We start from the raw sequence: 23,918 nt of genomic DNA on the forward strand, positions 1-23,918 counted from the left end.
CTCACCTCTTGTTTTCTTTGGTTATTTATTTTTTTAATCCGGTTTTTTTTGCTGCAAGGTTTAATGGTGTGATCACTACGAGAACGATAACTGCTGCAACTCCGATCTGTACCAGGTTTCCAGGAATGGAAGATACCGGTGCCAGCGGGTTTCCATAGATGATAACTTCTGCGATGTAGTAGCCGACAACCTTGATCGCGCAGGCTGCGGCGATGGCGATCACATACCATTTCATGTTCTGATGTTTGTGGTCTTCTGTGATCTTACCTACGGTGAATCCCATAATGCCTACAATGATAAGAGTAAATGGTGCCCAAAGTGTCCAACCGGAGAGAAGGTCGAACAAGCCCATTCCGATTCCGCCTGCGATGGCTCCGGTTTTCTTTCCAAATAAAATGGCACCGATGAAGAGCGGTACATTTCCAAGGTGGATCAGTCCGCCGTTGGCTGCAATTGGAAGCTTGACATTAATAAATGCTGTGAAGATATAAGTCAGTGCAACAAATACGGCTGTGATGGTGAGAAACTGAACAGATGAAAGCTCCTGATCAGTTCCCTGAGATGTCTGAACTGCTTTTTCCATAGTTATGAATCCTTTCCCGAAAACATCTTTATATAGATGTCCTCTTTTCATATGTTTTTGGTTGGATATACTTTACAACATGAGTGTATACGAATAAAGATACAATTATCGAAAAAAAAAGAGGGACAGATTAAAAGAAAACAGAAATTCCGTATCGGAGACGTAAAACCGGAAATACAGAATCTGATATGGAATGGAATAAGATAGGCACATCTGGGGAGATTATAATATAGGAAAAAGTCTGTACGGAACAGGATATTTGTTTACGGGATATTCATAAAGTACAGGGAGAAATCAATTGACAAAGTTGTAATAAAATCGTAAAATGTAGCAAAGAGTGTGTTCAGGAGTGAATATTCCGGACACACTTTGTGACTGATGATGATTATGAGGAGGATACTATGAAGAATAAAAAATTTATCGCACTTTTAGCTATGACTGTTGCTCTCTCTGGTGTCATGACTGCATGTAGTTTCGGAGGTGGAAAAGAGGACAGCGTGGTTGTGGAGTCTACTCCTACTCCTACACCTGCGAAGAAAGCGACAGCTACACAAACTGTTGCGGCAGATGCACAGAACACAACCTACACATCCAAGGATAAATCCGTAGCGATTAAGCTTCCGGATGCAACCTGGGCTAATAAATCCGATGAGACAGATATGTTAAGCTTTGAGTCTCCGGATCAGGGTAAGATTCTGATCCTTCACGGTTCTGGTGCAGATCTGGAGTCTGCGGTAATCCCGAATTCACAGGATATGGCCGTTTCCATGACACAGGCAGAGAACATGGTCAATGGAACTGATTTTGAGATCCAGGATTATAAGTCAGACCAGAAAGATGGAATCAATATCTATTCCTACACCGTAAAATACAAAGATACAACCAAGAGTGATGGTTATGTATATGCCATCAATAAATATTTTGTAAATGACAGCGAGTACTACAGCATTGTGGCTTCTGTTAAAACAGAGGATGCTCTGAAGAAGGTACAGGAGTCTGTGGACAGCTTTGCAATCCTCGGAGATTCCACGCTGAAGAGTGCGGCAAGTGGTTCCGCAGCCAAGACTGCAGGTACAGGCGATGCAGCAGCTTCTTCTGACGGAAGTGCATCTTCTGATGGTACTGCAGCAGATGGAACTTCTTCTGACGGAACAGCAGCTTCCGATGCAAGCACCTCTTCTGATGGAAGTGCAGCAGCGGACGGATCATCCACAGATGGAAGCGGCACAGCAGATGGAACAACGTCTGACGGTTCTTCTGACGGAAGTACATCTTCCGATGGAAGTTCTTCAGGGGCTATCGTAAATGGTGGATTTACAGATGAGCAGCTCAGCAACACCGATGAGACAAGAACTATTTACAGAAACTCCGATGGTAAACCACGTGTTATCGTTCCGGACGGAAACGGTGCATGGATGGATAACGAAGGAAACCGTTTCACCTTCTCTTCTCAGTATGACTGTGATGTATATGAAGAGGATGGAACAAGTTTCTACTGGCATGGAGAGGCAGCAGATGTATACTATATGCCTGTACAGTAAAGCCTGAATCAGTCCCAATAGTATTCGGTTAAATAAGAGTTCCGGGATCACAGCTTATGTGGCTGCGGTCCCGGATTTTTTGTACCATATTATGTCAGAGGCGTATACTTATGCAGGAAGACATGATATAATGTGAACGCTGCGGGCGATGAAACGCCCGGAAAATATTTGGAGGTTTTTATGGAAGCATACAGCGATTTTGCCAGAGTTTATGATATCTTCATGGACAATGTGGAATATGAAAAATGGGCGGAATATCTGATCGGAAGCCTTAAGGAATACGGAATTGAAGAGGGGATCGTGCTGGAACTTGGCTGCGGGACCGGAGTGATGACGGAACTTCTGGCAGAGTCCGGTTATGATATGATCGGCGTGGATAATTCCGAGGAAATGCTGGGCGAGGCCATGGAAAAAAGGGCAGAGTCCGGCCATGAGATCCTTTACCTGGAGCAGGATATGCGGGAGTTTGAACTTTATGGAACAGTACGTGCTATCGTTAGCGTCTGTGACTGTATGAATTATATTACAGAGGAAGAAGATCTGCTTACCGTATTTAAGCTGGTGAATAATTATCTTGATCCGGATGGAATTTTTATATTTGATATGAACACCCCGTATAAATACCGGGAAATGCTTGGAAATACTACCATTGCGGAGAACCGGGAAGAGGGAAGCTTTATCTGGGAAAATGAATTTGACGAGGAGACAGGGATCAACGTTTATGACCTGACTCTGTTTCTTCCAAGAGAAGACGGTCTTTATGAGAGAGACGAGGAGATTCATTACCAGAAGGCCTACGAGCCGGAAAAAATCCGGGAACTGCTTGAAAAGGCGGGACTGATTCCGCTGGCAGTTTATGATGCATACACCAAGGATGCACCGAAGCCAGACAGTGGAAGGCTGACTTTTGTGGCAAGAGAACATGGCAAGGGAATTTCGGCAGAAGAGAAATAAAGGAGGAAATTTTTTTATATGAGTGATTATATTGTAAGAGCAACAGCGGCAAACAGCCAGATCCGTGCATTTGCGGCTGTGACAACAGATATGGTGGAGACAGCGAGACAGAATCATAATACCAGCCCGGTGGCAACAGCGGCACTGGGACGTCTCCTTACCGGCGGAGCCATGATGGGAGCGATGATGAAAGGGGAAAAAGATCTTCTTACACTTCGTATCCACGCAGGCGGACCGCTGCAGGGGATTACGGTAACTGCAGATTCTCACGGAAATGTAAAAGGTTATGTAGGAAATCCGGATGTATGTATTCCAGCAAACAGCAAAGGCAAACTGGATGTTGCGGGAGCTGTGGGTGTAGGTTTTATGGATGTGATCAAAGATATGGGACTGAAAGAGCCGTATGTGGGTCAGGTTGCACTTCAGACTAGTGAGATTGCGGAAGACCTTACCTATTATTTTGCCACCAGTGAGCAGGTTCCGTCTGCAGTAGGACTGGGTGTGCTGATGAATAAGGATAATACGGTCCGTCAGGCCGGCGGCTTTATTGTGCAGCTGATGCCGTTTGCAGAGGAAGAAGTGATCGCAAAGCTTGAGGAAAACGTATCAAAGATCGATTCTGTTACCAGCCTTTTGGAGCAGGGCCATACACCGGAAAGTCTTCTTGAGAAAGTACTGGAAGGTTTTGACATCGAGATCAATGATACACTGCCCACACAGTTCCACTGCAACTGTTGCAGAGAACGTGTGGAAAAGGCGCTGATCAGCATTGGAAGAAAAGAGCTCAACGAGATGATCCAGGAAGGCAAGGACATTGAGATGAACTGTCATTTCTGCAATAAAAATTATAATTTTACAGTGGAAGATCTTAAGAGAATCATAAGAGAGTGCAAGCGATAAGCCGCAGGAGGAAGAAAAAATGAAGCATGGTTTTATCAAGGTGGCAGCAGCAACGCCGAGAGTTACCGTTGCAGACTGCAAGGCAAACGGGGAGGAGATCCTGAAAGCCATTCACGAAATGGAAAAAGAGCATGTCAAGCTGATGGTATTTCCGGAATTCTGTATCACAGGATATACCTGCCACGATCTTTTTCTCCAGAGATGTCTTCTGGACAGCGCGTGGGATGAACTTCTGCATATTGCAGACGAGACAAAAGAGACGGATGCCCTGATCTTTGTGGGACTTCCGCTGCGTCACAGAGGCAAGCTTTATAATGTGGCAGCTGCCCTGAATCATGGCCGTATCGTGGGCTTTGTGCCGAAGACCCATATTCCTAATTATAACGAGTTTTATGAGCAGAGACAGTTTGCCGGTGCAGAGGAAGAAGATGTGGAATTTGTGGACTTCCTGAAGGGCGTGAAAAATGAGGAAGATGAATTCTGGGATGAGATTCCTTTTGGAACAGACCTGATCTTTGAGTGTGAGGAATTTCCGGAATTCACTGTTGCGGCAGAGCTTTGTGAGGATCTCTGGGTTCCGGCACCGCCAAGTATCCGTCATGCCATCAACGGCGCCCATATTATCGTCAATCTTTCTGCCAGCGATGAGATGGTAGGGAAAGATTCTTACCGGAGAACTCTGGTAAGCGGGCAGTCTGCACGGCTGATCTGCGGATATATTTATGCAAGCGCAGGAGAGGGCGAGTCCACCCAGGATCTTGTGTTTGGCGGACAGAATATGATCGCGGAAAATGGCTCCATGCTTGCGGAAAGCAGACGTTTTGAAAATGGTATCATCTACAGTGAGATCGATGTACAGAGACTGGCCGATGAGAGAAGAAGAATGTCCACGTATCCGGCGGTTTCCACCTGCAGCCATACAAGAGTTGGTTTTTCCGTAGAAGAGGAAGAAACCGAACTTACCAGAACGTATCCCCAGTATCCATTCGTTCCGTCTGTGAAGGAAGAACGTGATGAGCGTTGCGAGGAAATCCTGAATATTCAGGCCATGGGACTTAAGAAACGTATGGAACATATCCACAGCAAGAGTGCGGTGGTAGGGCTTTCCGGCGGACTGGATTCTACCCTGGCGCTTCTTGTAATGGCCCGTGCTTTTGACCGGATGGGAATGCCGAGAGAGCAGATCCACTGTGTGACCATGCCATGCTTTGGAACAACAGACAGAACCTATCAGAATGCATGTAAGTTAAGTTGCTGCCTTGGTGCAAAACTTACTGAGGTGAATATTAAAGAGGCGGTAAATGTACACTTCCGGGATATCGGACATGATCCGGACATCCACGATGTGACTTATGAGAACAGTCAGGCACGTGAGCGTACCCAGATCCTGATGGATACGGCAAACAAGGAAGGTGGAGTTCTTGTGGGAACGGGAGATCTTTCCGAGCTGGCTCTGGGGTGGGCAACCTACAATGGTGATCACATGTCCATGTATGGTGTGAATGCTTCTGTCCCGAAAACACTGGTACGTCATCTGGTACGTTATTATGCGGATACCTGCGGGGATGAGGAACTGAAAGAGGTTCTTCTGGATATCCTGGATACTCCGGTCAGCCCGGAGCTTCTGCCACCAAAAGATGGTAAAATCGCTCAGAAGACCGAGGATCTGGTAGGACCTTATGAGCTTCATGATTTTTATCTGTATTATATGCTGCGTGCAGGATTTACACCGGATAAAATTTATCGGCTTGCCTGCCTGACTTTTGAGGGAATTTATGATAAAGAGACGATACTGAAATGGCTGAAAACCTTCTACCGGAGATTTTTTGCCCAGCAGTTTAAGCGTTCCTGCCTGCCGGATGGTCCGAAGGTAGGTAGTGTGGCGCTTTCTCCAAGAGGAGACTTAAGAATGCCAAGTGATGCCAGTGCAAGAATCTGGCAGGATGTGTTGGAGAAGATTGAAATCTGAAAGTAAAAAGAAAAGCGGAGAGCTTAGGTGTTCTCCGCTTTTTTTACTGCGTCTGTGATGGCTGAAAGGAGTACCTGGGAGGTGTATTTCCGGTCTCCTGCATACTGAATGTCCTCCAGGGACTGGCTGGAATAGATCTGGCTTGCCAGAGAATCCAGAACCGGCTCCATGAGAGGGTAAGAAGCTTTTGTGGTTTCGCTTAAGTTTACCAGACGGATGGCTTTGATCTTGTCGGCGTTTACGGTGACTTCCACATCGAAGGTATTGTCATTAAGGGTGATGGAAGAGGTATATACGCCCGGTTTGTAGCGGGATTTTTCGCTGGCTGTATCACTGGCAGTTTTTCCGGGACCGAACATGAAGAAAAGGATAACAGCCAGAACAACAGCCAGAGCCAGAAAGACGGCTGTGTAGATGATCTCTTTCATATGTAGGACGATGATCCTGGTTTTGGAACTCATGGCGCACGCCTCCCGAAGCTTTTTATATAGTTTATTAAAGAGATGGAGAAATTATGCCAGAGCTCCCGTTCTATAGGAACAGGATTTGTGGTATGATAGGGGTACTTTAGACGGATCAGGAGGAAACAGATGTCTTTACAGTTTATTATAGGAAGTTCCGGAAGCGGAAAATCCTGTTATGCATATCAGAATATCATAGAACAGGCCGGACTGCATCCAGAGAAGCTTTTCTTTGTGATCGTGCCGGAACAGTTTACCATGCAGACCCAGAAGACGCTGGTGGAGATGAGTCCGGGAAAAGGAATCCTGAATATTGATATTTTAAGTTTTGAGCGTCTGGCATATCGCGTGCTGGAGGAAGTTGGTGGAGACAGCCGTACGCTTCTGGAAGAAACAGGTAAGAGTATGGTGCTCCAGAAGATGGTCCAGCAGCATGGAAAGGAGCTTTCCTACCTGGGAGGCCAGATGCGTAAGGCGGGATATCTGGATGAAGTGAAGTCCATTTTGTCGGAGTTTATGCAGTACGATATCCGGGACAGTGAGATCCAGGAGATGATCGAGGATTCCAGTGACAGAGCATTGCTTCAGATGAAACTGAAAGATGTATCTGTTCTTTATCAGGCTTTTATCGGGTATCTGAAAGATCATTATATGACAGGTGAAGAAGTGATGGACGCTCTGGAAAAAGCCCTTCCTTTTTCAAAAAAGATGAAAAACAGTGTTCTTCTTTTGGATGGATACACCGGTTTTACGCCCATTCAGATGCGGGTGGTGGGAGAGCTGCTTGCTGTCTGTGAAAAAGTGATGGTGACGGTGACTATGGATGCAACCGAGAATTTAAGCACCAGAGGGAAGCCCTATCAGCTTTTTTATATGAGCCGTCAGATGATCCACGGACTTTCGGAACTGACTAGGGATATTGAGGAATCGATCCTTTTGAAAGATGTGAGAAAATCCCGGTTTTCCCAGGCACCGGCTCTTCATTTTCTGGAAAAAAATATCTTCCGTTACCGGAAAAACGTATATAAAAAGAAGCAGGATGAGATCTGTATGTTTTCCGCAACGAGTCCTCTGAAAGAGATGGAAGAAACTGCCCGGCGGATTGCCAGACTTGTCCGTGAAAAAGACTGCCGTTACGGTGAGATCGCGGTGATCACCGGTAACCTGGAGGAGTACGGAAATCTTGCGAAGCAGGTGTTTACAGCAGCCGGGATCCCGTATTTCATTGATGAGAAACATACGGTTCTGATGAATCCTTTTGTGGAATATTTCCGTGCGGCACTTGAGATGGCAGTGCAGGATTTTTCCTATGAGAGTGTATTCCGTTATCTCCGGTGCGGGATGTCCTGCGTGACCAGGGAGGAAGCAGATCTTCTGGAGAATTATGTGCTGGCTCTTGGCATCCGTGGATTTAAGAAATGGGATGAAGTATGGGTGCGTATTTACCGGGGGATGCCGCCGGAGAGCATTCAGAGGCTTAATGAGATCCGGGAGCGGTTTGCGGATGAGACCAGGGAGCTGGCGTTAAGTTTTAAAGGCGGGAAGAAGACGGTACGGGAATACTGTACCATTCTCTATGAGTTTGCCCTGAAGAGCCAGGTGCAGCAGAAACTGAAACATCAGGAACTGAAATTTAAGGAACAGGGCGACAAGGCCATGGAGAAGGAGTATGCTCAGATATACGGGATCGTTATGGAACTTCTGGACAACATGGTGGAGATCCTGGGTGAGGAGACAGTGAGCCGCCAGGATTTCCGGCAGCTTCTGGAGACCGGTCTTAATCAGGCCAAAGTAGCATTGATTCCTCCAAGTATGGATCAGGTACTTGTGGGAGATATGGAGAGAACCAGGCTGAAAGATATCCGTGCACTGTTTTTTGTTGGAGTCAATGAGGGGAATATCCCCAAGAATACTTCCGGTGGGGGAATTTTGACTGAGCTTGACCGGGAATTTTTTCAGGATCAGGGGATACAGCTGGCACCTGGTCCGAAAGAGCTGATGAATACGCAGAGATTTTATCTCTATCTGAATATGACCAAGCCGAGAGAACTTCTCTGCCTTTCTTTCTGTCAGTCGGACAGTCAGGGAAAGGCTTTAAGCCCGGCATTTCTGATTAATAATATCCGGGAAATGTTTCCGGAAATGGAGATCCGGCAGTGTGGGGAAGCGCAGGACTCCATGGAGCTTCTGGAACTTCCGGGAATCAGTCTGGATTATCTGCTGAAAGGTCTTGCGGGAGAATCGTATCGGGATGATGCAGTGTTCCAGGAACTGTACAGCTGGTACCTTCAGAGTCCGGAATATAGGACACTTGTGAAACGGCTGACAGAAGTATCTTTTTCGGAACGTCCGTCGGATATGATCGGAAAAACGGTGGCAGGAATTCTTTACGGGGAAGTTTCTCCGTACAGTGCTACCAGGCTGGAGCGGTTTGCGGCCTGTGCCTTTGCACATTTCCTGCAGTATGGCTTGAAAGTGACAGAACGGGCGGAATATGAATTCCGTGCTATGGATATGGGAAATGTGATGCACATGGCACTGGAAAAATTTGCGGCGGAAGTCCGAAAAGAGGGACTGGACTGGGCGGATCTTACAGAGGAAGAAAGAAACCGTATCATAGATGACTGTCTGGATCAGGTTTCCGCAGATTACGGAAATACAGTTCTCAAAAGCAGTGCAAGGAATGAATATATGATCGAGCGGACCAGACGGATCTTAAGGCGTACGGTGTGGGCACTGCAGGAACAGCTGAAACATGGAGAATTCCGGCCGGAAGGTTTTGAGGTGAAATTTGAAGGTGGCCGGATCGATCGTGTGGATATTATGGAAGAACCGGAGAACAACCGGGTCTATGTAAAAGTTATTGATTACAAGACCGGAAATACTTCCTTTGATATGCTGGCGCTGTATCATGGCTTGCAGCTGCAGCTGATGATCTATCTGGATGGTGCACTGAAGGTGGAACAGAGAAAGTATCCGGACCGGGAAATTGTTCCTGCGGGAATTTTTTATTATAATGTGAAGGATCCCATGATCCAGGAGAAGATCCATGCGGACGTAGAGAGGGTCCAGGATCAGATGCTGAAAAAACTGAAAATGAACGGTCTGGTCCAGGCGGATGATGATGTAAGCATAAAGATTGATGAAACTCTTGCATCCATACCAGTGTCCAGAAATAAGGACGGAAGTTTCAGCAGGCGGTCTTCGGTGGCATCCAGGCAGCAGTTTGATGCGCTGGGAGAATATGTGCGCCGTAAGATCTGCGATATCCGGGAATCGATCTTGGACGGAAATGCGGCAGTGGCACCTTATGAGCTTGGAAAAAAGAATGCCTGCACTTACTGTCCGTACAGTACGGTCTGCGGATTTGACAGAAAGATACCGGGATATGAGTTTCACAGATTGCCGTCGTTCACAGAAAGTGACCTGTGGAAAAAAATCATGAAGGAGGACGAATAAATGGCTGTGAAATGGACGGAAGAACAGGAAAAAGTCATTACGCTCCGGGACAGGAATATTCTGGTCAGTGCGGCGGCCGGTTCCGGTAAAACCGCAGTGCTGGTACAGAGGATCTTAAGTAAGATCATGGATCCTGTGAAACCGGTGGATATTGACCGCCTTCTGATCATGACTTTTACAAGAGCGGCAGCAGGAGAGATGAGAGAACGTATTGAACGTGCCCTGGATCAGGCACTGGCCGAAGATCCGGATAATGAGCATCTACAGAGACAGATGACACTGATCCATACTGCACAGATCACGACCATTGACGGATTCTGCTCCTATGTGATCCGGAATTATTTTCATCTGATCGGACTGGACCCGGGTTACAGGACAGCAGATGAAGGAGAACTGAAGCTTTTGCAGGAAGACGTGCTCAAGGAGCTTTTTGAAGATTATTATGCAGAGGGCGATGAGGATTTTACCACTTTTGTGGAATGCTATGCGGCAGGGAAATCCGATGAAAGCCTGAAAGAGCATGTTCTGGATTTGTATGATGCGTCCATTAGTAATCCCTGGCCCGAAGAGTGGCTGGATGGCTGTGTGGAGAATTACTGCCTGGACCCGGAAAAAGGAATTGTGGAAACAAAGTGGTACCAGTCTCTGTGGGAAATTGTGGACAGTGCGCTGAAGGAAGCAGAAGAACTGAACCGGAGTGCCATGGAGATCTGTGGAGAAAGTGAGGGACCGGAACTGTATCTGGATGCCCTGCAGAAAGATCTTGTGCTGATCCGGCAGTTGCAGGAACTGTCCGATAAACAGGACTATGATCAGATGGTACAGACTCTGCAGAATCTTTCATTTGCAAGGCTTTCCACAAAAAAGATGGAAGGGGTATCCGGCCAGCTGAAAAGTCTGGTAAAAGATATCCGGGAAGATGCAAAGGATATCCTGAAAGATCTGGGAAGCCGGTATTTTCAGTGCAGTCTTGAGGAACTGACGGAGCTGACGCTGGCATCTGCAGGACCATTAAAGATGCTGGTAAAACTCACCAAAGATTTTGCACAGCGTTTCAGTGACAAGAAGAGGGAAAAAAATGTCCTGGATTTCTCAGACATGGAACATTTTGCCCTGGAGATCCTTCTGAAAAAAGAAGGAGATATCTGTACGCCAAGCCAGGCAGCAAGGGAACTTTCCGAGAAATACGATGAGGTTCTTCTGGATGAATATCAGGACAGCAACCTGGTTCAGGAAATTCTGATGCAGAATGTTTCCGGCTGGGTGAATGACCGTAAAAATATCTTTATGGTAGGAGATGTGAAGCAAAGTATTTACCGGTTCCGACTGGCTCGTCCGGAGCTGTTTATGGAGAAGTACAAAAGCTATTCTCTGACAGACAGCCTGGAGCAGAGGATCGATCTTCACAAAAATTTCCGAAGCAGACCGGAGGTTCTGGAAAGTGTCAACTTTATTTTCCGCCAGATCATGGGTGCGGATCTGGGTGGAATTGATTATGATGAGGCGGCAGCTCTGTATCCGGGAGCCACTTTTTCAGAGGGACAGGATAGCGAATTCGTAAAGACTGAGGTTCTTCTTGTGGAAAAAGACGGGGAGATCCTGGAGGATTCCGATGTGGACGCACCGGAAAATGAAAGGGAGCTGGAGGCTCTGGCCATTGCAGGAAAAATCCGTTCCATGGTGGGACATGACCTTGTGCTTGACAAGGAAACCGGGGAGTACCGTCCTGTACGGTATGGAGATATTGTGATCCTGCTCCGCTCTGCCACCGGATGGGCAGAGACTTTTGGGGAAGTGCTGGCTGCAAGAGGGATTCCGTCCTATACGGCGTCCCGAACCGGATATTTTTCCACAACAGAGGTTGTTACACTTCTGAATTATCTCCGGGTGCTGGATAATCCTCTTCAGGATATTCCTCTGACCGGTGTGCTTCGTTCTCCCATTGTGGGATGCACCACAGAGGAGCTGGCAGAGCTTCGGATCGCATATCCGGAGGGAATGATCTGTGAATGTGTGCGGGCATTTGTGGAGGATTATCGGGAACACCGGATTTTTGAGGAGAAGAAAAAAACTCTGGGAGAGAAACTATCCCGTTTTTGGGACACAATGAACGGACTCCGGGATATGGCTGCATATACGCCGGTTCACCAGCTGATCCTGGAAGTGTTGGAACGTACCGGATATGGAAACCATGCAAAGGCTATGCCAGATGGCGCACAGAGAAGTGCAAACCTGAACATGCTGGTGGAAAAAGCCATGGAATACGAGAAGACAAGTTATCGTGGTCTGTTTAATTTTGTACGGTATATCCAGAAGCTGCAGCAGTATCAGGTGGATTACGGAGAGGTGAACCTTTCCGGGGCAGGAGAAAGTGCTGTGCAGATCATGACCATTCATAAGAGCAAGGGTCTGGAGTTTCCTGTTGTGTTTGCGGCAGGAATGGGGAAAAGGTTTAATTTCCGGGATATGAATGCAAGTATTCTGATCCATCCGGATCTTGGCATCGGTGCGGACGCCATACTGCCGGAAAAGAGGATCATCGCATCATCCCTGTGCAAACAGATCATCCGCCGGGAACTTCTTAAAGAAAGTCTGGGGGAGGAACTCCGTGTGCTGTATGTAGCACTTACCAGAGCAAAAGAAAAACTGATTCTCTGTGGAACAGTGGGAGATCTGGAACAAAAATTGACATCACTGTCCGTATTAAGGGACAGTAAAGAAGAGCTGCTTTCTCTGGGACTGCGTATGCGTGGAAAAACTTACTGGGATTATGTACTTCCATCTCTTGCAAGGCACAGGTGTATGTCGTCACTTTTCCATGAATATGGAATATTTATGAACCGGATGAATCCACTGTATGGGGATCCTTCGGAATTTGTGGTGACGAAGATCACAGCACAGGATCTTACAGAAAATGAGATTGTGGAACAGGCAGAGCGGGAAATGAAGAAAGAAACTCTGGAAAACTGGAATCCGGGCAGAGTTTTTGACAGTGAGATCCGGGAAGAGATCGAGAGACGGTTTTCTTTCATATATCCATATCAATATCTGGAAGATCTTCCTGTGAAAGTCAGTGTATCAGAACTGAAAAAGAGAAGTTACCACAGTGAACAGGATCTTGAAGAGACGGTGGATTATGAGACGGAAGAAGAAATTCAGCCGATAGTTCCTCGGTTTATCGAGGAGAAAAAAGAGAAAGGTTATACAGGAGCACTTCGCGGAACGGCTTATCATCGGGTGATGGAGTGCCTGGATTACGGACATGCCGGAAGCCAGGAGGAAATCCGCAGTCAGCTGAGAGAATGGGGTGATAATAAGAAGATGGAAAGAAAAGAGGCTGAGTCTGTCCGGGTAAGAGACATCTGGAACTTTGGGGAATCATCTCTCGGCCAGAGGATGAAAGCGGCTTCAGAGAAGAAGCTGCTGTTTAGGGAGCAGCCCTTTGTGATCGCAAGAAAAGCTTCGGAGCTGGAACCGGAGTGGCAGTGTGAGGAAGATGTTCTGGTGCAGGGAATCATTGATGCGTATTTTATAGAGGCGGAAGAAATCGTTCTGGTGGACTATAAAACGGACTTTGTGAAACGTGGAGAAGAACAGAAACTGATCGACCGTTATCGTGTTCAGCTGGAAGATTATGCCCAGGCGCTAGAGCGGATGACAGGCCGGAAAGTGAAGGAACGGTATATTTATTCGTTTACGCTGGGAAAAGAAATTCTGTTGTGAGAAATATTGTTGTGAAAAATAAAAGTCAGAGACCGAATACTTACTTTGCAGAAAGGTTCGGTCTCTGACTGGCAAATGCGATATTATATTGATGTGGGGAAATATCCTGCGGCGGAGCGCTTATACTCTCCAGCCCGCAGGATATTTGTTTTTCAGGATTCCGTTTACAAGTTTTCCGAATCCGAGAGGATAACCGTCCACGCAGAGAAGATGCCAGCCTTTTTTGTGAGCGGCCTCTTCCGGCTCGATCATAAGAGTTTCGCCTTTCAGATAACGGGTAAGCCGCTCATCAGAAACTGGCAGAGAGATAACGGCTTCCACATCTCCTTTATGAAGAGCCAGCGCCAGTGGCTGAGACGGCTCAAATCGGTTTTTCTTCAGATCACCCAGATAGAGACCGTTTCGAAGGAAGGAGATCCCCCGGAGATCCAGCGGGAAAGGCAGCTGATAGTACACTTTATCTTTGCGGACTTCCACACGGTTCCAGTCAAATTCCTGGCCGCCAATGGTTTTCAGGCCGATCTCAGAGAAAAATTCCTCCAGCCATTTCCGGGTGTTTTTGTCCGGCCCTTTTGCGGAGAAACGGAAAACAGGTGGAAGAGAATCGCCTTTTTTGTGGAACAGGGCGAGAAAATGACCTTCGCCATCCATTTTGTGTGGAAAGATTCGGACGCATTTTTGAAGTTCTTCCGGATCAAATGTATTTAAGTTTAATGCGATTTCGGAATCGGAAGTGTCTGCTGTACTGGCATATTCCGGGCGACCCTGAGAGAATCCTTCGTATCCTGACATTTCCATAAGTTCCATATCCGGACGCTCACGGAGAAGATAGGCTACAACTTCTTCATCTTCGCAGGGAGAGAAGGTACAGGTGGAGTAAAGCATCATTCCACCTGGACGGAGCATATCGGCAGCTTTTAAGATCAGGTCTTTCTGGATATCGGAAAGTTCTGCGGATTTTCCCGGGGTCCAGTCACGGGCAAGTGCTTCCTCTTTTCGGAACATGCCTTCCCCGGAGCATGGGGCGTCCAGAAGGATCTTATTAAAGAAAGCCGGGAAACGCTGGGCAAGTTTTGCCGGTTTTTCGTCTGTGACGAGCATATTTTTCATGCCAAAAAGTTCCAGATTCCGAAGAAGGGCTCTGGCTCTGGAAGTGCTGATATCATTGGCAAGAAGAAAGCCGGTATCATTTAAGGCAGCCCCAAGGGCAGTTGCTTTTCCACCGGGAGCCGCACAGAGATCCAGGACAAAATCTCCCGGTTCGATGGCAAGTCTGGAAGCCGGTGCCATGGCACTTGGTTCCTGAAGATAATAAAGTCCTGCCTGGTAGTAAGGGCATCGGGCGGGGCGGCTTTCCTCATCGTAGAAGTATCCGGTATTGATCCACGGGATCGGACGGATTGGGAAAGGGGAAAGTTCCTGAAAGTCCTGGCAGGAGAGCTTTGCGGTGTTTACACGGAGACCGTAGGTGCGGGGATTTTCGTAGCTTTCAAGGAAAGCGTCATAATCATCTCCAAGCATTTCTTTCATACGCTCCAGAAAAGGAAGCGGTAATGTCTGTATTTTATCTGAATCTGTCATAATTTCCTCCATAATATCAATCTCAAACTGCTGAAAATATTATAAAGGATGAAAGGATTTTTCTAAATACTATTGACAAAACTATATTATACGATATATAGTATTATTCACAGAACAATATTACATGGCTTATCATGTGAATGAAAAACGCCATCGCGTTTCATGAGCATGTAGTAAGGTGGAAGTTGAATGTCCATTTTACAGGTCATAGAGAGGTGAGCAGATGGTATTTAATACAGGAGCAGCCCTCCTGGATGCGATTGTCCTGGCTGTTATTTCCAGAGAGAAGGACGGTACCTACGGGTATAAGATCACCCAGGATGTGCGAAGTGTTCTGGAAGTTTCAGAATCCACGCTGTATCCGGTTCTTCGAAGGCTTCAGAAGGATGAATGCCTGGAAGCCTACAATATGGAATATGCAGGCAGAAACCGGAAATATTACAAGCTGACAGATAAGGGCGCAGCGCAGCTGAATCTTTACAGAAGTGAATGGGAGATCTATTCATCCAAGATTACCAGGATGTTTGAGGAGGGAGTATAATTATGAACAGAAAGCAGTTTATGGAACAGCTTGAACGGCTGCTTTCCGATATTTCAGAGGCGGAGAGACAGGAGGCACTGGAATATTATGAAGGATATTTTGATGATGCAGGTCCGGAGAATGAAGGAGAAGTGATCCGGGAACTGGGAAATCCGGGGAAGGTTGCCGCGATCATCAAGGCAGATCTTCAGGAGAACAGTGAAGATTACGGGGAATACACAGAGAACGGATATCAGGACACCCGTGTGAAAGAGAACGGGGAGATGCCAGATCAGTACACAGAAATAACAGTACGCGGAGATGGACAGGAAGAAGAGCCTCATGATACAGGAAGTGCCGAAAACCGCAGGAAAAGTCGGGCCCAGCGTGGCTATCATGCAGAGAAGAAGCAGAATAAGGCAGGGATCATCCTTGCGCTGATCGTTCTTGTTTTTGCGGCTCCTTTGATTAAAGGATTGTTTGGCGGAGCACTGGGGATTCTGGTGACACTGGCGTTACTGCCCTTCCTGCTGACATTTTTTGCGGGAGCGGGATCGATCATTCTTGTAATCGGTGCAGTTGCGTGTATTGCTGTTGGAATTGCCATGGTGGTATCTCTTCCGTCGGCCGGGATCCTGACTATCGGTATCGGATTTCTGATGATGGCACTTGGACTTTTGTTACTGGCACTGACGGTGTGGTTCACAGGTAAGATACTGCCGGCGATCCTGCGGAAATTTACAGGATTCTGCAGTAATCTCCTGAATGGAAGAAAGGCGGAAAAAGTATGAAACGTTTTCTGAAAGTAATCCTGATCCTTGCGGCAGTATTCGGTGCGGCGGGTTTGGGACTTACTGCAGGCGGAGCTGCCATGGGAGCGACCATGGGGGATGTGAGTGTGCTGGATCATGGGATCACGCAGGTGCTTCGTGTGCTGGATCATGAAGACAGTTGGGAAGTGGAAGACTCTGAAGAAGATATGGATGAGCTGGAGGATGATTTTCAGGCAGCTGCAGAGAGCGCGGTAACTGAGAAGGGCGTCCTGGTAGGCAGTGCAGACAGTTCCGCATATACGAAGGTATATGAGGCTTCGGCTGTGTCAGACCTTTCCTGTGACCTGAGATACGAAAAACTGGTTTTGAAAACATGGAATGAGGACAAAGTTCAGGTGAAAGTTACAGGGAGGGACCACAATCGTGTTAAGATCAGCAATGACAACGGCAGTCTGAGAATTGCAAGCAATCAAAAAGTGAGAAACCGTTCCGTAGAAATTTTTTGCCCGGAAAACTTAAGCTTTCAGAAGATAAAACTTCAGATGGGAGCAGGAACCATCGAACTGGATGGTGATTTTAAAGCGGGTCAGATGGAAGTAAATGTGGGGGCCGGAACCATTGAAAATTCCGGCAGTCTGAATATAAAAGAAGCAGATTTTACAGTCGGAGTGGGAACTGCCGACATCAGTGAACTTCAGGTGGAGAATTTAAAAGGAAGCTGTGGTATGGGAGATATGGAGCTTACACTTACAGGAAAAGCTGCTGATTATAATTATGAACTGAAATGCGGTCTTGGAAATCTGGAACTGGATGATTCGATGGAAACGTCTATCACTTCCGGAAATAAACAGATCACAAATGAAGCTGCCGTAAAAAATATAAAACTGGATTGCGGAATGGGAAACGTTCAGGTTGAATTTGAAGAAGATTAAAGGAGGAAGCATTGTGAGCAACAAAAAACTTTATAAATCATCAGTAAACCGTATGTTATGTGGTGTCTGCGGCGGAATCGCGGAATACTTTGATATCGATCCGACTCTTGTCCGGCTGGTATGGGTGATCATCACGCTGATGGGTGGAGCCGGAATCCTGGCGTATATCATTGCGGCCATCATTATCCCGGATTAAAGCTGACAGCATCCGTAAAGGACGGACATATTTTTCAGAATGCATAATTTCTCCGGAAATTGTTCATACTCCATAAAAAAGATGAGGAGTGTGGAAGATGAACAGGGAGAAAGAAGTAAAGGCATACCTGGAGGGGAAACTTTCCCAGGCAGAAAAACTGAAATACGAGATTGCCGATGAGATGGGAGTCCTGGATAAAGTGATCAAAGACGGGTGGAAAAGCCTCTCTGCAAAAGAAACCGGACGGATCGGTGGTCTTATGACAAAAAAGAAGAAACATAAAAAGTAAAATGCAGCCTGAAGGAACGCGGTGAAATGCCGCCGGAAAAATCCTTCAGGCTGTATTGAATTATAAGAAAATTTTTTGAAAAAAGAATTTTTTTTTGACGGTTCAGGGTGGACTGACCAGTGGAAAAGAGCTATACTGTTGGAATAACAGAGGAGGTATAAAAATGGGTGAAAAAATCAATAACATTCTGAAGGGTGAGATCATCTCTTCCGTATTTTATATACTTCTGGGACTTTGCCTGATCCTGATCCCCACACAGACGGTGGATGTGATCTGTAAAGTGGTATTCGGGCTGATCCTCATCGGAGTTGGCATTTATCATATCTATATTTACATACGTGGAAAAGCAACTGCTACGATCATGGATCTTTTAAGCGGTGTAGTTGTTTTCGTGCTGGGCGTGTTCCTTTTTATGACACCTTCCATCGTGATCAAGCTGCTTCCATGGATGCTCAGTGCATTTGTACTGGTTGACAGTCTGTGGAAATTTAAAGGTGCTTTTCTTCTGAAAAAAGGTGGACGCGGTGCATGGAGTGTGCTTCTGATCGGCAGTCTTGTTTTTATTGCACTTGGAATTGTGATGTTGTTTGGAAGATTTCCAAAGATCATGACGCTGTTGATCTTTTCCGGTTGGGTGCTGGTGTGTGACGGAGCTGCGGATATCATATTTTTTATTATTATGAAGCTGGGACTTCGAAAAATCGCGAAAAAAGCGGAGGCAGAGAAGGAAGAGGCTGGTTCAGATGCTGTAAATGAAACAGCAGATATGGATATGCCAGATGATACAAAACCGCAGGATGAAAATGAGCTAAATGAGTTGCAGAGTGGGAGTGGAACAGAATATCCAACAGACAATGTGGCCGAGAGTACACCGGTTGAAGCAATGGAAACGGAACCGGAGAAAAAGTCCAGACGTGGAATCTTCCGAAAAAAAGAGAAGGATCAGGAGGAAGAGAGTAAACCTGTAACAGAAACTACAGAAGAAACTACAACGGCTATGACGGCACAGGATACAGACGGATATTCTACGGACAGAAAAGAGACAGAAGAGTCCGCAAAACCGGAAGAAGAACAGAAGCAGGAGAATTCCCGCTGGGAAAAAGAACCGGAGAATGTAGAAATGAAACTCTGGGATGTGGGCAAAGACCAGGCGGAGACCGGCAGCCTGAAGGATCTTCTGGACGGTTCCGATGAAGACCTGGAAGAGTGGAAGGACTGACACCTCTCTTGCATCATCTGCCATTCCGTGGTAAGATGTGCACATGAAAAATACAGATAAAAATATTAAGATACTGATGATGGATTTTTCCGGAATATATGAGGATCAGCAGTTCTGGAGGGGAAAAGAAGCAGCCCGGGTGGAGGCCAGGGACATTCCCGGAACTAACTGCTACTGCGATGAGGATGCGATGAATGCCATTCGCAGCCGCATTGCCCCTTATTCTTCCGGAGAGATCCATTTTATTGATTCCGGAAACTATCACTATATGACAAGGATCTGGCTGGAAAAGATCCCGGAGCCTTTTGAACTTCTTGTATTTGACAATCATACAGATATGCAGCCGCCTGCTTTTGGCGGCCTGCTTTCCTGCGGAGGATGGATTTATGATTCCATTATGGAACTTCCTCTGCTTAAAAAGGTGATCCTGATCGGCCCGGATGAGGAGGCTTTTTCCAGAGTGGAACCGGAGCTTAGGGAAAAGGTGGAGTTTTTGAGCAGGGAGAAACTTCTGGAAATGGAAGATGTGGAAGTGTGTGCATTTGTAAAAGAACAGGTGGGAGAATATCCGTTATATATTTCCATAGACAAAGATGTGCTCTGCGAGACGGATGCAGACACAAACTGGAGCCAGGGTGATATGCGGTTAAGTACCATGATGAAATGTCTGGGTGCTGTTAGAGAGAAATGTGTAGAAGAAAGTCTCAGGATCCTGGGCGTGGATATCTGTGGGGAATGTGATGCCAAAGAGCCAGGAAACAGTGCTTTGAATGACAGGGCCAATGCTGCGCTGCTGGAATTTTTTACATCCACAGATGTGGGTGAGGATATTGAGGAAAACAAAAACGGGACATCAGGAGGAAACCGATGAAAAATGAACTTCTTACCATCGGGCCATTTACGGTATACGGGTATGGCCTGATGATCGCCATTGGAATTGTGGCAGGTTGTCTGACTGCAGAGTACAGAGCCAGAAAACAGGGACTTGACAGTGAACAGATCTTTCCGATGGTCCTGTGGTGCCTGGTGGGTGGATTTCTTTGTGCAAAACTTCTCTTCTGGATTACAGAGTGGAAATCAATCATTCAGGATCCGGGATTTATGATGGAAACGTTAAGTTCCGGTTTTGTGGTGTTTGGAGGAATCATCGGCGGGATACTGACAGGATTTTTGTACTGCAGGATCAGAAAACTTGTATTTTTTAAATATGCGGATGTGATCCTGCCATCTGTGGCACTGGCCCAGGGATTTGGACGGATCGGATGTTTTCTGGCGGGCTGTTGTTATGGAAAAGAGACAGAGAGAGTTTTTTCTGTGATATTTCAGAATTCAGAATATGCGCCCAATCACGTGGCACTGATCCCGACGCAGCTGTATTCCAGCGGACTGGATTTTCTGCATTTTCTTTTGCTGTTGCTGATCGCGCGGAATAAAAAAGCAGATGGCCAGGTGACTGCCTGCTATCTGATCTTTTACAGCATTGGACGCTTTGTGATCGAGTTTTTTCGTGGAGATATTATCCGGGGAAGTGTGGGGATTTTGTCAACTTCCCAGTTTATCAGTATTTTTACCGGGATTGCTGGGATTGTGCTGTTGATACTGGTGATGAAAAGAAAGAATCAGACAGCGTAGGACAGTAGTGTCATAAGGACAGGTTTTCTTTGCATACATCTATGAAAAAGACGAAAGCAGGCCTGCCATGCTCAGAAAAGAAGATTTTGAACCAAATATGAAAACAGAGGATAAGATCCCCGGAGCGCAGTCGGAAAATCCGGCACAGAGTCAGCGCTTCGGGGATTTTATCGTGAAATATATGCAGAATGTAAAGGACACCATGGAACTTTTTTCGGGGACATCTTTTCAGGCAATCAATGAGATTTTCGGGGTTCTCTATGTTCCGCTGGAAAGTATGGGAGAACTTGAGGTCACGGGAACATCCTATAATTCGATCCCGAAATGTTACACGTATATGGACATGGAGGCAGCAGGGGCATCGGGGATCACCAGGCTGCATGACCATCCGTATCTCAAACTTCGGGGAAAGGGGACGGCGGTGGCAGTAATCGACTCGGGGATTGATTATCAGAATGCCGTGTTTCGAAATGCAGGCGGTTCCAGGATCGCTTATTTATGGGATCAGTCGCTGGAAGATGGGACTGATATAGCAGGTACAGAAGTTCCCTATGGCAGGTTATTCCGTAAAAATGATATCGACCAGGCACTGGCTTTTGAGGATCCGTTTTCTGTTGTGCCATCCCGTGATACCAATGGACATGGCACGGCACTTGCCGGCATTGCGGCAGGAAATATGGTCCCGGGAGAAAATTTTACCGGAGCGGCGCCGGAAGCGACATTGATCATCATCAAGGTAAAACCGGCAAAACAATACCTCCGGAATTTTTATCTCTACCCTCCGGATGCAGAAGTCTTTCAGGAAAATGACGTGATGATGGCCATCGCTTATGCGATTTCCTGGGCGAAAAAACTGGAGATGCCACTTTCTATCTGCCTGGGAATCGGAAGCAGCCAGGGTGCTCATCTGGGAACCAATGCGTTAAGCCAGTATGTGGACTATGTGGCAAATTTTTCCCAGGTATCCGTATCTGTGGCAGCAGGAAACGAAGGAAATACAAGAAACCACAGCACGGGGATTTTTTCTCAGGAAAGGGAGCAGATCGTGACAGAGCTCCGTGTGGCAGAAAGGGAGCAGGGATTTACCATGGAATTCTGGGGAGAGCCACCGGAGATCTACGGGCTTTCCATCCAGTCACCCACCGGTGAGATATTGGAAGTCAGCAGTTCCATCGGTTCCAGAACTCAGGAGCTTTCTTTTGTCTTTGTGGAAACAAAGGTGTATGTGAATTATATCCTGATTGAGCGGCAGACCGGATATTCGCTGGTGTATATCCGATTTTTCCATCCGGCGTCCGGCATCTGGAAAATTTTCACCCAGGCAAGAAACAGACAGAACGTACAGTTCCACATGTGGCTTCCTGTGGAAGGGCTGATCTCCCAGGATACCTATTTTCTGGAACCCTCTCCCTACACCACGGTGACAGCGCCGGGAGATGCCAGGAACAGCATCACGGCAACCGCCTACCAGCACCGTGACGGAAGCATCTATATTGCAGCAGGCAGAGGCTATACACCAGATGGTATGATAACCCCACATCTGGCAGCACCTGGCGTTAACGTAAAAGTACCACTGGTACGAGGAGATTTTGGAACCCGCTCCGGAACCAGTATCTCCGCCGCACAGACCGCTGGTATCGCGGCACTTCTGTTTGAATGGGCGATCATACGAGATAACCAGCCGTTTTTTACCGGGAGCAGCGTGAAATATTATCTGCAGAGAGGCGCAAGAAGAGAAGAAAACATGCAGTACCCAAACCCGGAGTGGGGGTATGGGAAGGTGGATCTGTATCATACCTTTGAACTGCTGACGTGAGATGATGCGAGCTGGAAAAAATATGAAAAGCAGAAACAGATCATTTCCTTTGGAAAGAGTAGATGCATAGATATTACATTTGGAAAAATAATAAAAGGATACGAAAGTACTAATTTTGGAAAAAATATTCATATAGATAATTCACTTTGTATCGTGTACTATAAATATATGGAAAAATCATATAATGACACAACAGGGAGGAATTTTACTTATGGAGCTTTCAACTTTGGTAAAAATGTCAAACACTTACGGAAGTAATCCGGCTTATGTTCTGGCAGGAGGCGGTAATACTTCTGTAAAAGACGATACAACATTGTATGTAAAGGGATCTGGTACACAGCTTGCTACCATTAAGGCAGAGGAATTTGTCAAAATGGACAGAGCCCGTCTGAATGAGATCATGAAAACGGAATATCCGGCAGATGATGTGAAGCGTGAATCTGCATATCTTGCAGATGTAATGGCGGCAGTGACCGATGAGGATAAAACCAAACGTCCCAGCGTGGAAGCGCTGCTCCACAATCTGTTTGCCTATACGTATGTCCTGCATGTTCATCCGACACTTATCAATGGACTGACCTGCGGAAAGGGCGCAAAGGCTCTCTGCAAAGAGCTTCTTGGAAAAGACGTACTCTGGATCGATATCTGCAAACCGGGATACACACTTGCCCGTATCTGCTTCGAGAAAATGAATGCCTATAAAGAAGAAACAGGAAAAGACGTGCAGGTCCTTCTGCTTCAAAATCACGGAATTTTTGTTGCGGCTGATACTGTAGAGGAAATCGGCGTTTTATTTGATGGTGTGATCGGAAAGCTGGAAAAGCAGGTAAAGAGAACTGCGGATGTAAGTGATGCAGTTACACCTGAAAAAGAGCAGGCAGCACAGAAGCTTTCCAGTCTGCTCGGACATGCGGTTGAGGTCGTACCGGCTGCGGAGGCTGATGATTTTGTAAAAGATAAAACTGCTGCGGCACCTCTTCTGAAGCCGTTTACTCCGGATCATATCGTATACTGCGGACCTTATCCGTTATTTGTGGAAAATATTGATGAGGCGAAAAATGCGCTGGATGCATTTATGACAGAGCATGATAAAGAGCCAAGACTGATCCTGGTACAGGGCGTTGGCGCATTTATCATGGAAGATGACAAAGGAAAGGCAGCAAAGGCACAGCTTCTGGTAAAGGATGCGATCAAGCTTGCGGTGTATGCGGAGAGCTTTGGCGGCCCGCTGCAGATGACCGATGAGATCACATATTTTATTACACACTGGGAAGCAGAAGCATACCGCAGTAAGAAATAAAAAAGAAAAATATATAGAGAAATAAAGAAAATGCATCGGGAACTATCAGGAAATTCCCGGTGCATTTTTT

At 46.6% G+C, this 23,918-nt stretch carries 19 protein-coding genes; 16 read left to right on the forward strand and 3 right to left on the reverse strand.

Annotated elements, in window-relative coordinates; genetic code table 11:
- Positions 1-25 precede the first annotated feature (25 nt).
- Positions 26-583, reverse strand: coding sequence for an ECF transporter S component (locus G5B06_RS08400; protein ID WP_148444835.1), 558 nt, complete (start codon positions 581-583; stop codon positions 26-28).
- A gap of 401 nt (positions 584-984) precedes the next feature.
- Here G5B06_RS08400 and G5B06_RS08405 point away from each other — a divergent pair, with 401 nt between their 5' ends.
- From G5B06_RS08405 to G5B06_RS08420, 4 genes are all read left to right on the forward strand, one after another.
- Entirely contained in the window at positions 985-2,124 is a 1,140-nt protein-coding gene (locus tag G5B06_RS08405; protein ID WP_173771744.1) for a hypothetical protein, read from the forward strand.
- Positions 2,125-2,304: 180 nt separating this feature from the next.
- Positions 2,305-3,078, forward strand: coding sequence for a class I SAM-dependent DNA methyltransferase (locus tag G5B06_RS08410; RefSeq protein WP_148444834.1), 774 nt, complete (start codon positions 2,305-2,307; stop codon positions 3,076-3,078).
- Between the two features lie 18 nt (positions 3,079-3,096).
- Positions 3,097-3,978, forward strand: coding sequence for an Hsp33 family molecular chaperone HslO (gene hslO / locus G5B06_RS08415; protein WP_148444833.1), 882 nt, complete (start codon positions 3,097-3,099; stop codon positions 3,976-3,978).
- A 19-nt stretch (positions 3,979-3,997) separates the two neighbouring features.
- The gene (locus G5B06_RS08420) at positions 3,998-5,947 is read left to right on the forward strand and encodes an NAD(+) synthase (RefSeq protein WP_148444832.1); all 1,950 of its coding nucleotides are present in this window, start codon (positions 3,998-4,000) and stop codon (positions 5,945-5,947) included.
- A gap of 23 nt (positions 5,948-5,970) precedes the next feature.
- On the opposite strand, the gene G5B06_RS08425 is transcribed toward G5B06_RS08420, so the two are convergent.
- Positions 5,971-6,408: a hypothetical protein gene (locus G5B06_RS08425; RefSeq protein WP_148444831.1), complete on the reverse strand. Its 438-nt coding sequence runs from the start codon at positions 6,406-6,408 to the stop codon at positions 5,971-5,973.
- Between the two features lie 129 nt (positions 6,409-6,537).
- On the opposite strand from G5B06_RS08425, the gene G5B06_RS08430 reads away from it, so the two are divergent.
- Together G5B06_RS08430 and addA are read left to right on the forward strand one after the other, a co-directional pair.
- Entirely contained in the window at positions 6,538-9,867 is a 3,330-nt protein-coding gene (locus G5B06_RS08430) for a PD-(D/E)XK nuclease family protein (RefSeq protein ID WP_173762535.1), read from the forward strand.
- Positions 9,868-13,590, forward strand: a complete 3,723-nt coding sequence (addA, locus tag G5B06_RS08435) for a helicase-exonuclease AddAB subunit AddA (RefSeq protein ID WP_173771746.1) — start codon at positions 9,868-9,870, stop codon at positions 13,588-13,590.
- A 120-nt stretch (positions 13,591-13,710) separates the two neighbouring features.
- On the opposite strand, the gene G5B06_RS08440 is transcribed toward addA, so the two are convergent.
- A complete protein-coding gene (locus G5B06_RS08440) occupies positions 13,711-15,171 on the reverse strand; it encodes an RsmF rRNA methyltransferase first C-terminal domain-containing protein (RefSeq protein ID WP_173762533.1) in 1,461 nt (486 codons plus the stop codon).
- 223 nt (positions 15,172-15,394) lie between these two features.
- Between G5B06_RS08440 and G5B06_RS08445 the strand changes: the two genes are divergently transcribed.
- From G5B06_RS08445 to G5B06_RS08490, 10 genes are all read left to right on the forward strand, one after another.
- On the forward strand, positions 15,395-15,712 hold the full coding sequence (locus tag G5B06_RS08445) for a PadR family transcriptional regulator (protein WP_015527209.1): 318 nt from the start codon (positions 15,395-15,397) through the stop codon (positions 15,710-15,712).
- A 2-nt stretch (positions 15,713-15,714) separates the two neighbouring features.
- Positions 15,715-16,482: a DUF1700 domain-containing protein gene (locus tag G5B06_RS08450; RefSeq protein ID WP_118062757.1), complete on the forward strand. Its 768-nt coding sequence runs from the start codon at positions 15,715-15,717 to the stop codon at positions 16,480-16,482.
- Complete coding sequence (locus G5B06_RS08455) at positions 16,479-17,396, forward strand: DUF4097 family beta strand repeat-containing protein (protein ID WP_173762532.1); 918 nt, start codon at positions 16,479-16,481, stop codon at positions 17,394-17,396. The genes G5B06_RS08450 and G5B06_RS08455 overlap by 4 nt, the downstream gene beginning before the upstream one ends.
- A gap of 13 nt (positions 17,397-17,409) precedes the next feature.
- Positions 17,410-17,592, forward strand: a complete 183-nt coding sequence (locus G5B06_RS08460) for a PspC domain-containing protein (RefSeq protein ID WP_021977077.1) — start codon at positions 17,410-17,412, stop codon at positions 17,590-17,592.
- Between the two features lie 97 nt (positions 17,593-17,689).
- Positions 17,690-17,881: a small, acid-soluble spore protein, alpha/beta type gene (locus tag G5B06_RS08465; protein WP_015527205.1), complete on the forward strand. Its 192-nt coding sequence runs from the start codon at positions 17,690-17,692 to the stop codon at positions 17,879-17,881.
- Between the two features lie 163 nt (positions 17,882-18,044).
- The gene (locus tag G5B06_RS08470; RefSeq protein WP_173762531.1) at positions 18,045-19,100 is read left to right on the forward strand and encodes a DUF308 domain-containing protein; all 1,056 of its coding nucleotides are present in this window, start codon (positions 18,045-18,047) and stop codon (positions 19,098-19,100) included.
- Between the two features lie 43 nt (positions 19,101-19,143).
- Positions 19,144-19,971 (forward strand): arginase family protein, encoded by an 828-nt coding sequence (locus tag G5B06_RS08475; RefSeq protein WP_173762530.1) that lies wholly within the window; start codon positions 19,144-19,146, stop codon positions 19,969-19,971.
- A complete protein-coding gene (locus tag G5B06_RS08480) occupies positions 19,968-20,732 on the forward strand; it encodes a prolipoprotein diacylglyceryl transferase (RefSeq protein WP_173762529.1) in 765 nt (254 codons plus the stop codon). The genes G5B06_RS08475 and G5B06_RS08480 overlap by 4 nt, the downstream gene beginning before the upstream one ends.
- A gap of 67 nt (positions 20,733-20,799) precedes the next feature.
- Positions 20,800-22,548: a S8 family peptidase gene (locus tag G5B06_RS08485; RefSeq protein ID WP_173771748.1), complete on the forward strand. Its 1,749-nt coding sequence runs from the start codon at positions 20,800-20,802 to the stop codon at positions 22,546-22,548.
- 211 nt (positions 22,549-22,759) lie between these two features.
- Positions 22,760-23,848 carry a class II aldolase/adducin family protein gene (locus tag G5B06_RS08490; protein ID WP_022426599.1) on the forward strand — a complete coding sequence of 363 codons (1,089 nt, stop codon included), beginning with the start codon at positions 22,760-22,762 and terminating at the stop codon, positions 23,846-23,848.
- The last annotated feature ends 70 nt before the right edge of the window (positions 23,849-23,918 follow it).

The sequence above is a fragment of the Blautia luti genome (assembly GCF_013304735.1).
Lineage (GTDB): Bacteria > Bacillota > Clostridia > Lachnospirales > Lachnospiraceae > Blautia_A.

Excerpts from the sequence above, each read along its gene's own strand:
- G5B06_RS08400 (WP_148444835.1), bottom strand. The coding sequence starts at position 583 with ATGGAAAAAGCAGTTCAGACATCTCAGGGAACTGATCAGGAGCTTTCA.
- G5B06_RS08405 (WP_173771744.1), top strand. The coding sequence starts at position 985 with ATGAAGAATAAAAAATTTATCGCACTTTTAGCTATGACTGTTGCTCTC.
- G5B06_RS08410 (WP_148444834.1), top strand. The coding sequence starts at position 2,305 with ATGGAAGCATACAGCGATTTTGCCAGAGTTTATGATATCTTCATGGAC.
- hslO (WP_148444833.1), top strand. The coding sequence starts at position 3,097 with ATGAGTGATTATATTGTAAGAGCAACAGCGGCAAACAGCCAGATCCGT.
- G5B06_RS08420 (WP_148444832.1), top strand. The coding sequence starts at position 3,998 with ATGAAGCATGGTTTTATCAAGGTGGCAGCAGCAACGCCGAGAGTTACC.
- G5B06_RS08425 (WP_148444831.1), bottom strand. The coding sequence starts at position 6,408 with ATGAGTTCCAAAACCAGGATCATCGTCCTACATATGAAAGAGATCATC.
- G5B06_RS08430 (WP_173762535.1), top strand. The coding sequence starts at position 6,538 with ATGTCTTTACAGTTTATTATAGGAAGTTCCGGAAGCGGAAAATCCTGT.
- addA (WP_173771746.1), top strand. The coding sequence starts at position 9,868 with ATGGCTGTGAAATGGACGGAAGAACAGGAAAAAGTCATTACGCTCCGG.
- G5B06_RS08440 (WP_173762533.1), bottom strand. The coding sequence starts at position 15,171 with ATGACAGATTCAGATAAAATACAGACATTACCGCTTCCTTTTCTGGAG.
- G5B06_RS08445 (WP_015527209.1), top strand. The coding sequence starts at position 15,395 with ATGGTATTTAATACAGGAGCAGCCCTCCTGGATGCGATTGTCCTGGCT.
- G5B06_RS08450 (WP_118062757.1), top strand. The coding sequence starts at position 15,715 with ATGAACAGAAAGCAGTTTATGGAACAGCTTGAACGGCTGCTTTCCGAT.
- G5B06_RS08455 (WP_173762532.1), top strand. The coding sequence starts at position 16,479 with ATGAAACGTTTTCTGAAAGTAATCCTGATCCTTGCGGCAGTATTCGGT.
- G5B06_RS08465 (WP_015527205.1), top strand. The coding sequence starts at position 17,690 with ATGAACAGGGAGAAAGAAGTAAAGGCATACCTGGAGGGGAAACTTTCC.
- G5B06_RS08470 (WP_173762531.1), top strand. The coding sequence starts at position 18,045 with ATGGGTGAAAAAATCAATAACATTCTGAAGGGTGAGATCATCTCTTCC.
- G5B06_RS08475 (WP_173762530.1), top strand. The coding sequence starts at position 19,144 with ATGAAAAATACAGATAAAAATATTAAGATACTGATGATGGATTTTTCC.
- G5B06_RS08480 (WP_173762529.1), top strand. The coding sequence starts at position 19,968 with ATGAAAAATGAACTTCTTACCATCGGGCCATTTACGGTATACGGGTAT.
- G5B06_RS08485 (WP_173771748.1), top strand. The coding sequence starts at position 20,800 with ATGCTCAGAAAAGAAGATTTTGAACCAAATATGAAAACAGAGGATAAG.
- G5B06_RS08490 (WP_022426599.1), top strand. The coding sequence starts at position 22,760 with ATGGAGCTTTCAACTTTGGTAAAAATGTCAAACACTTACGGAAGTAAT.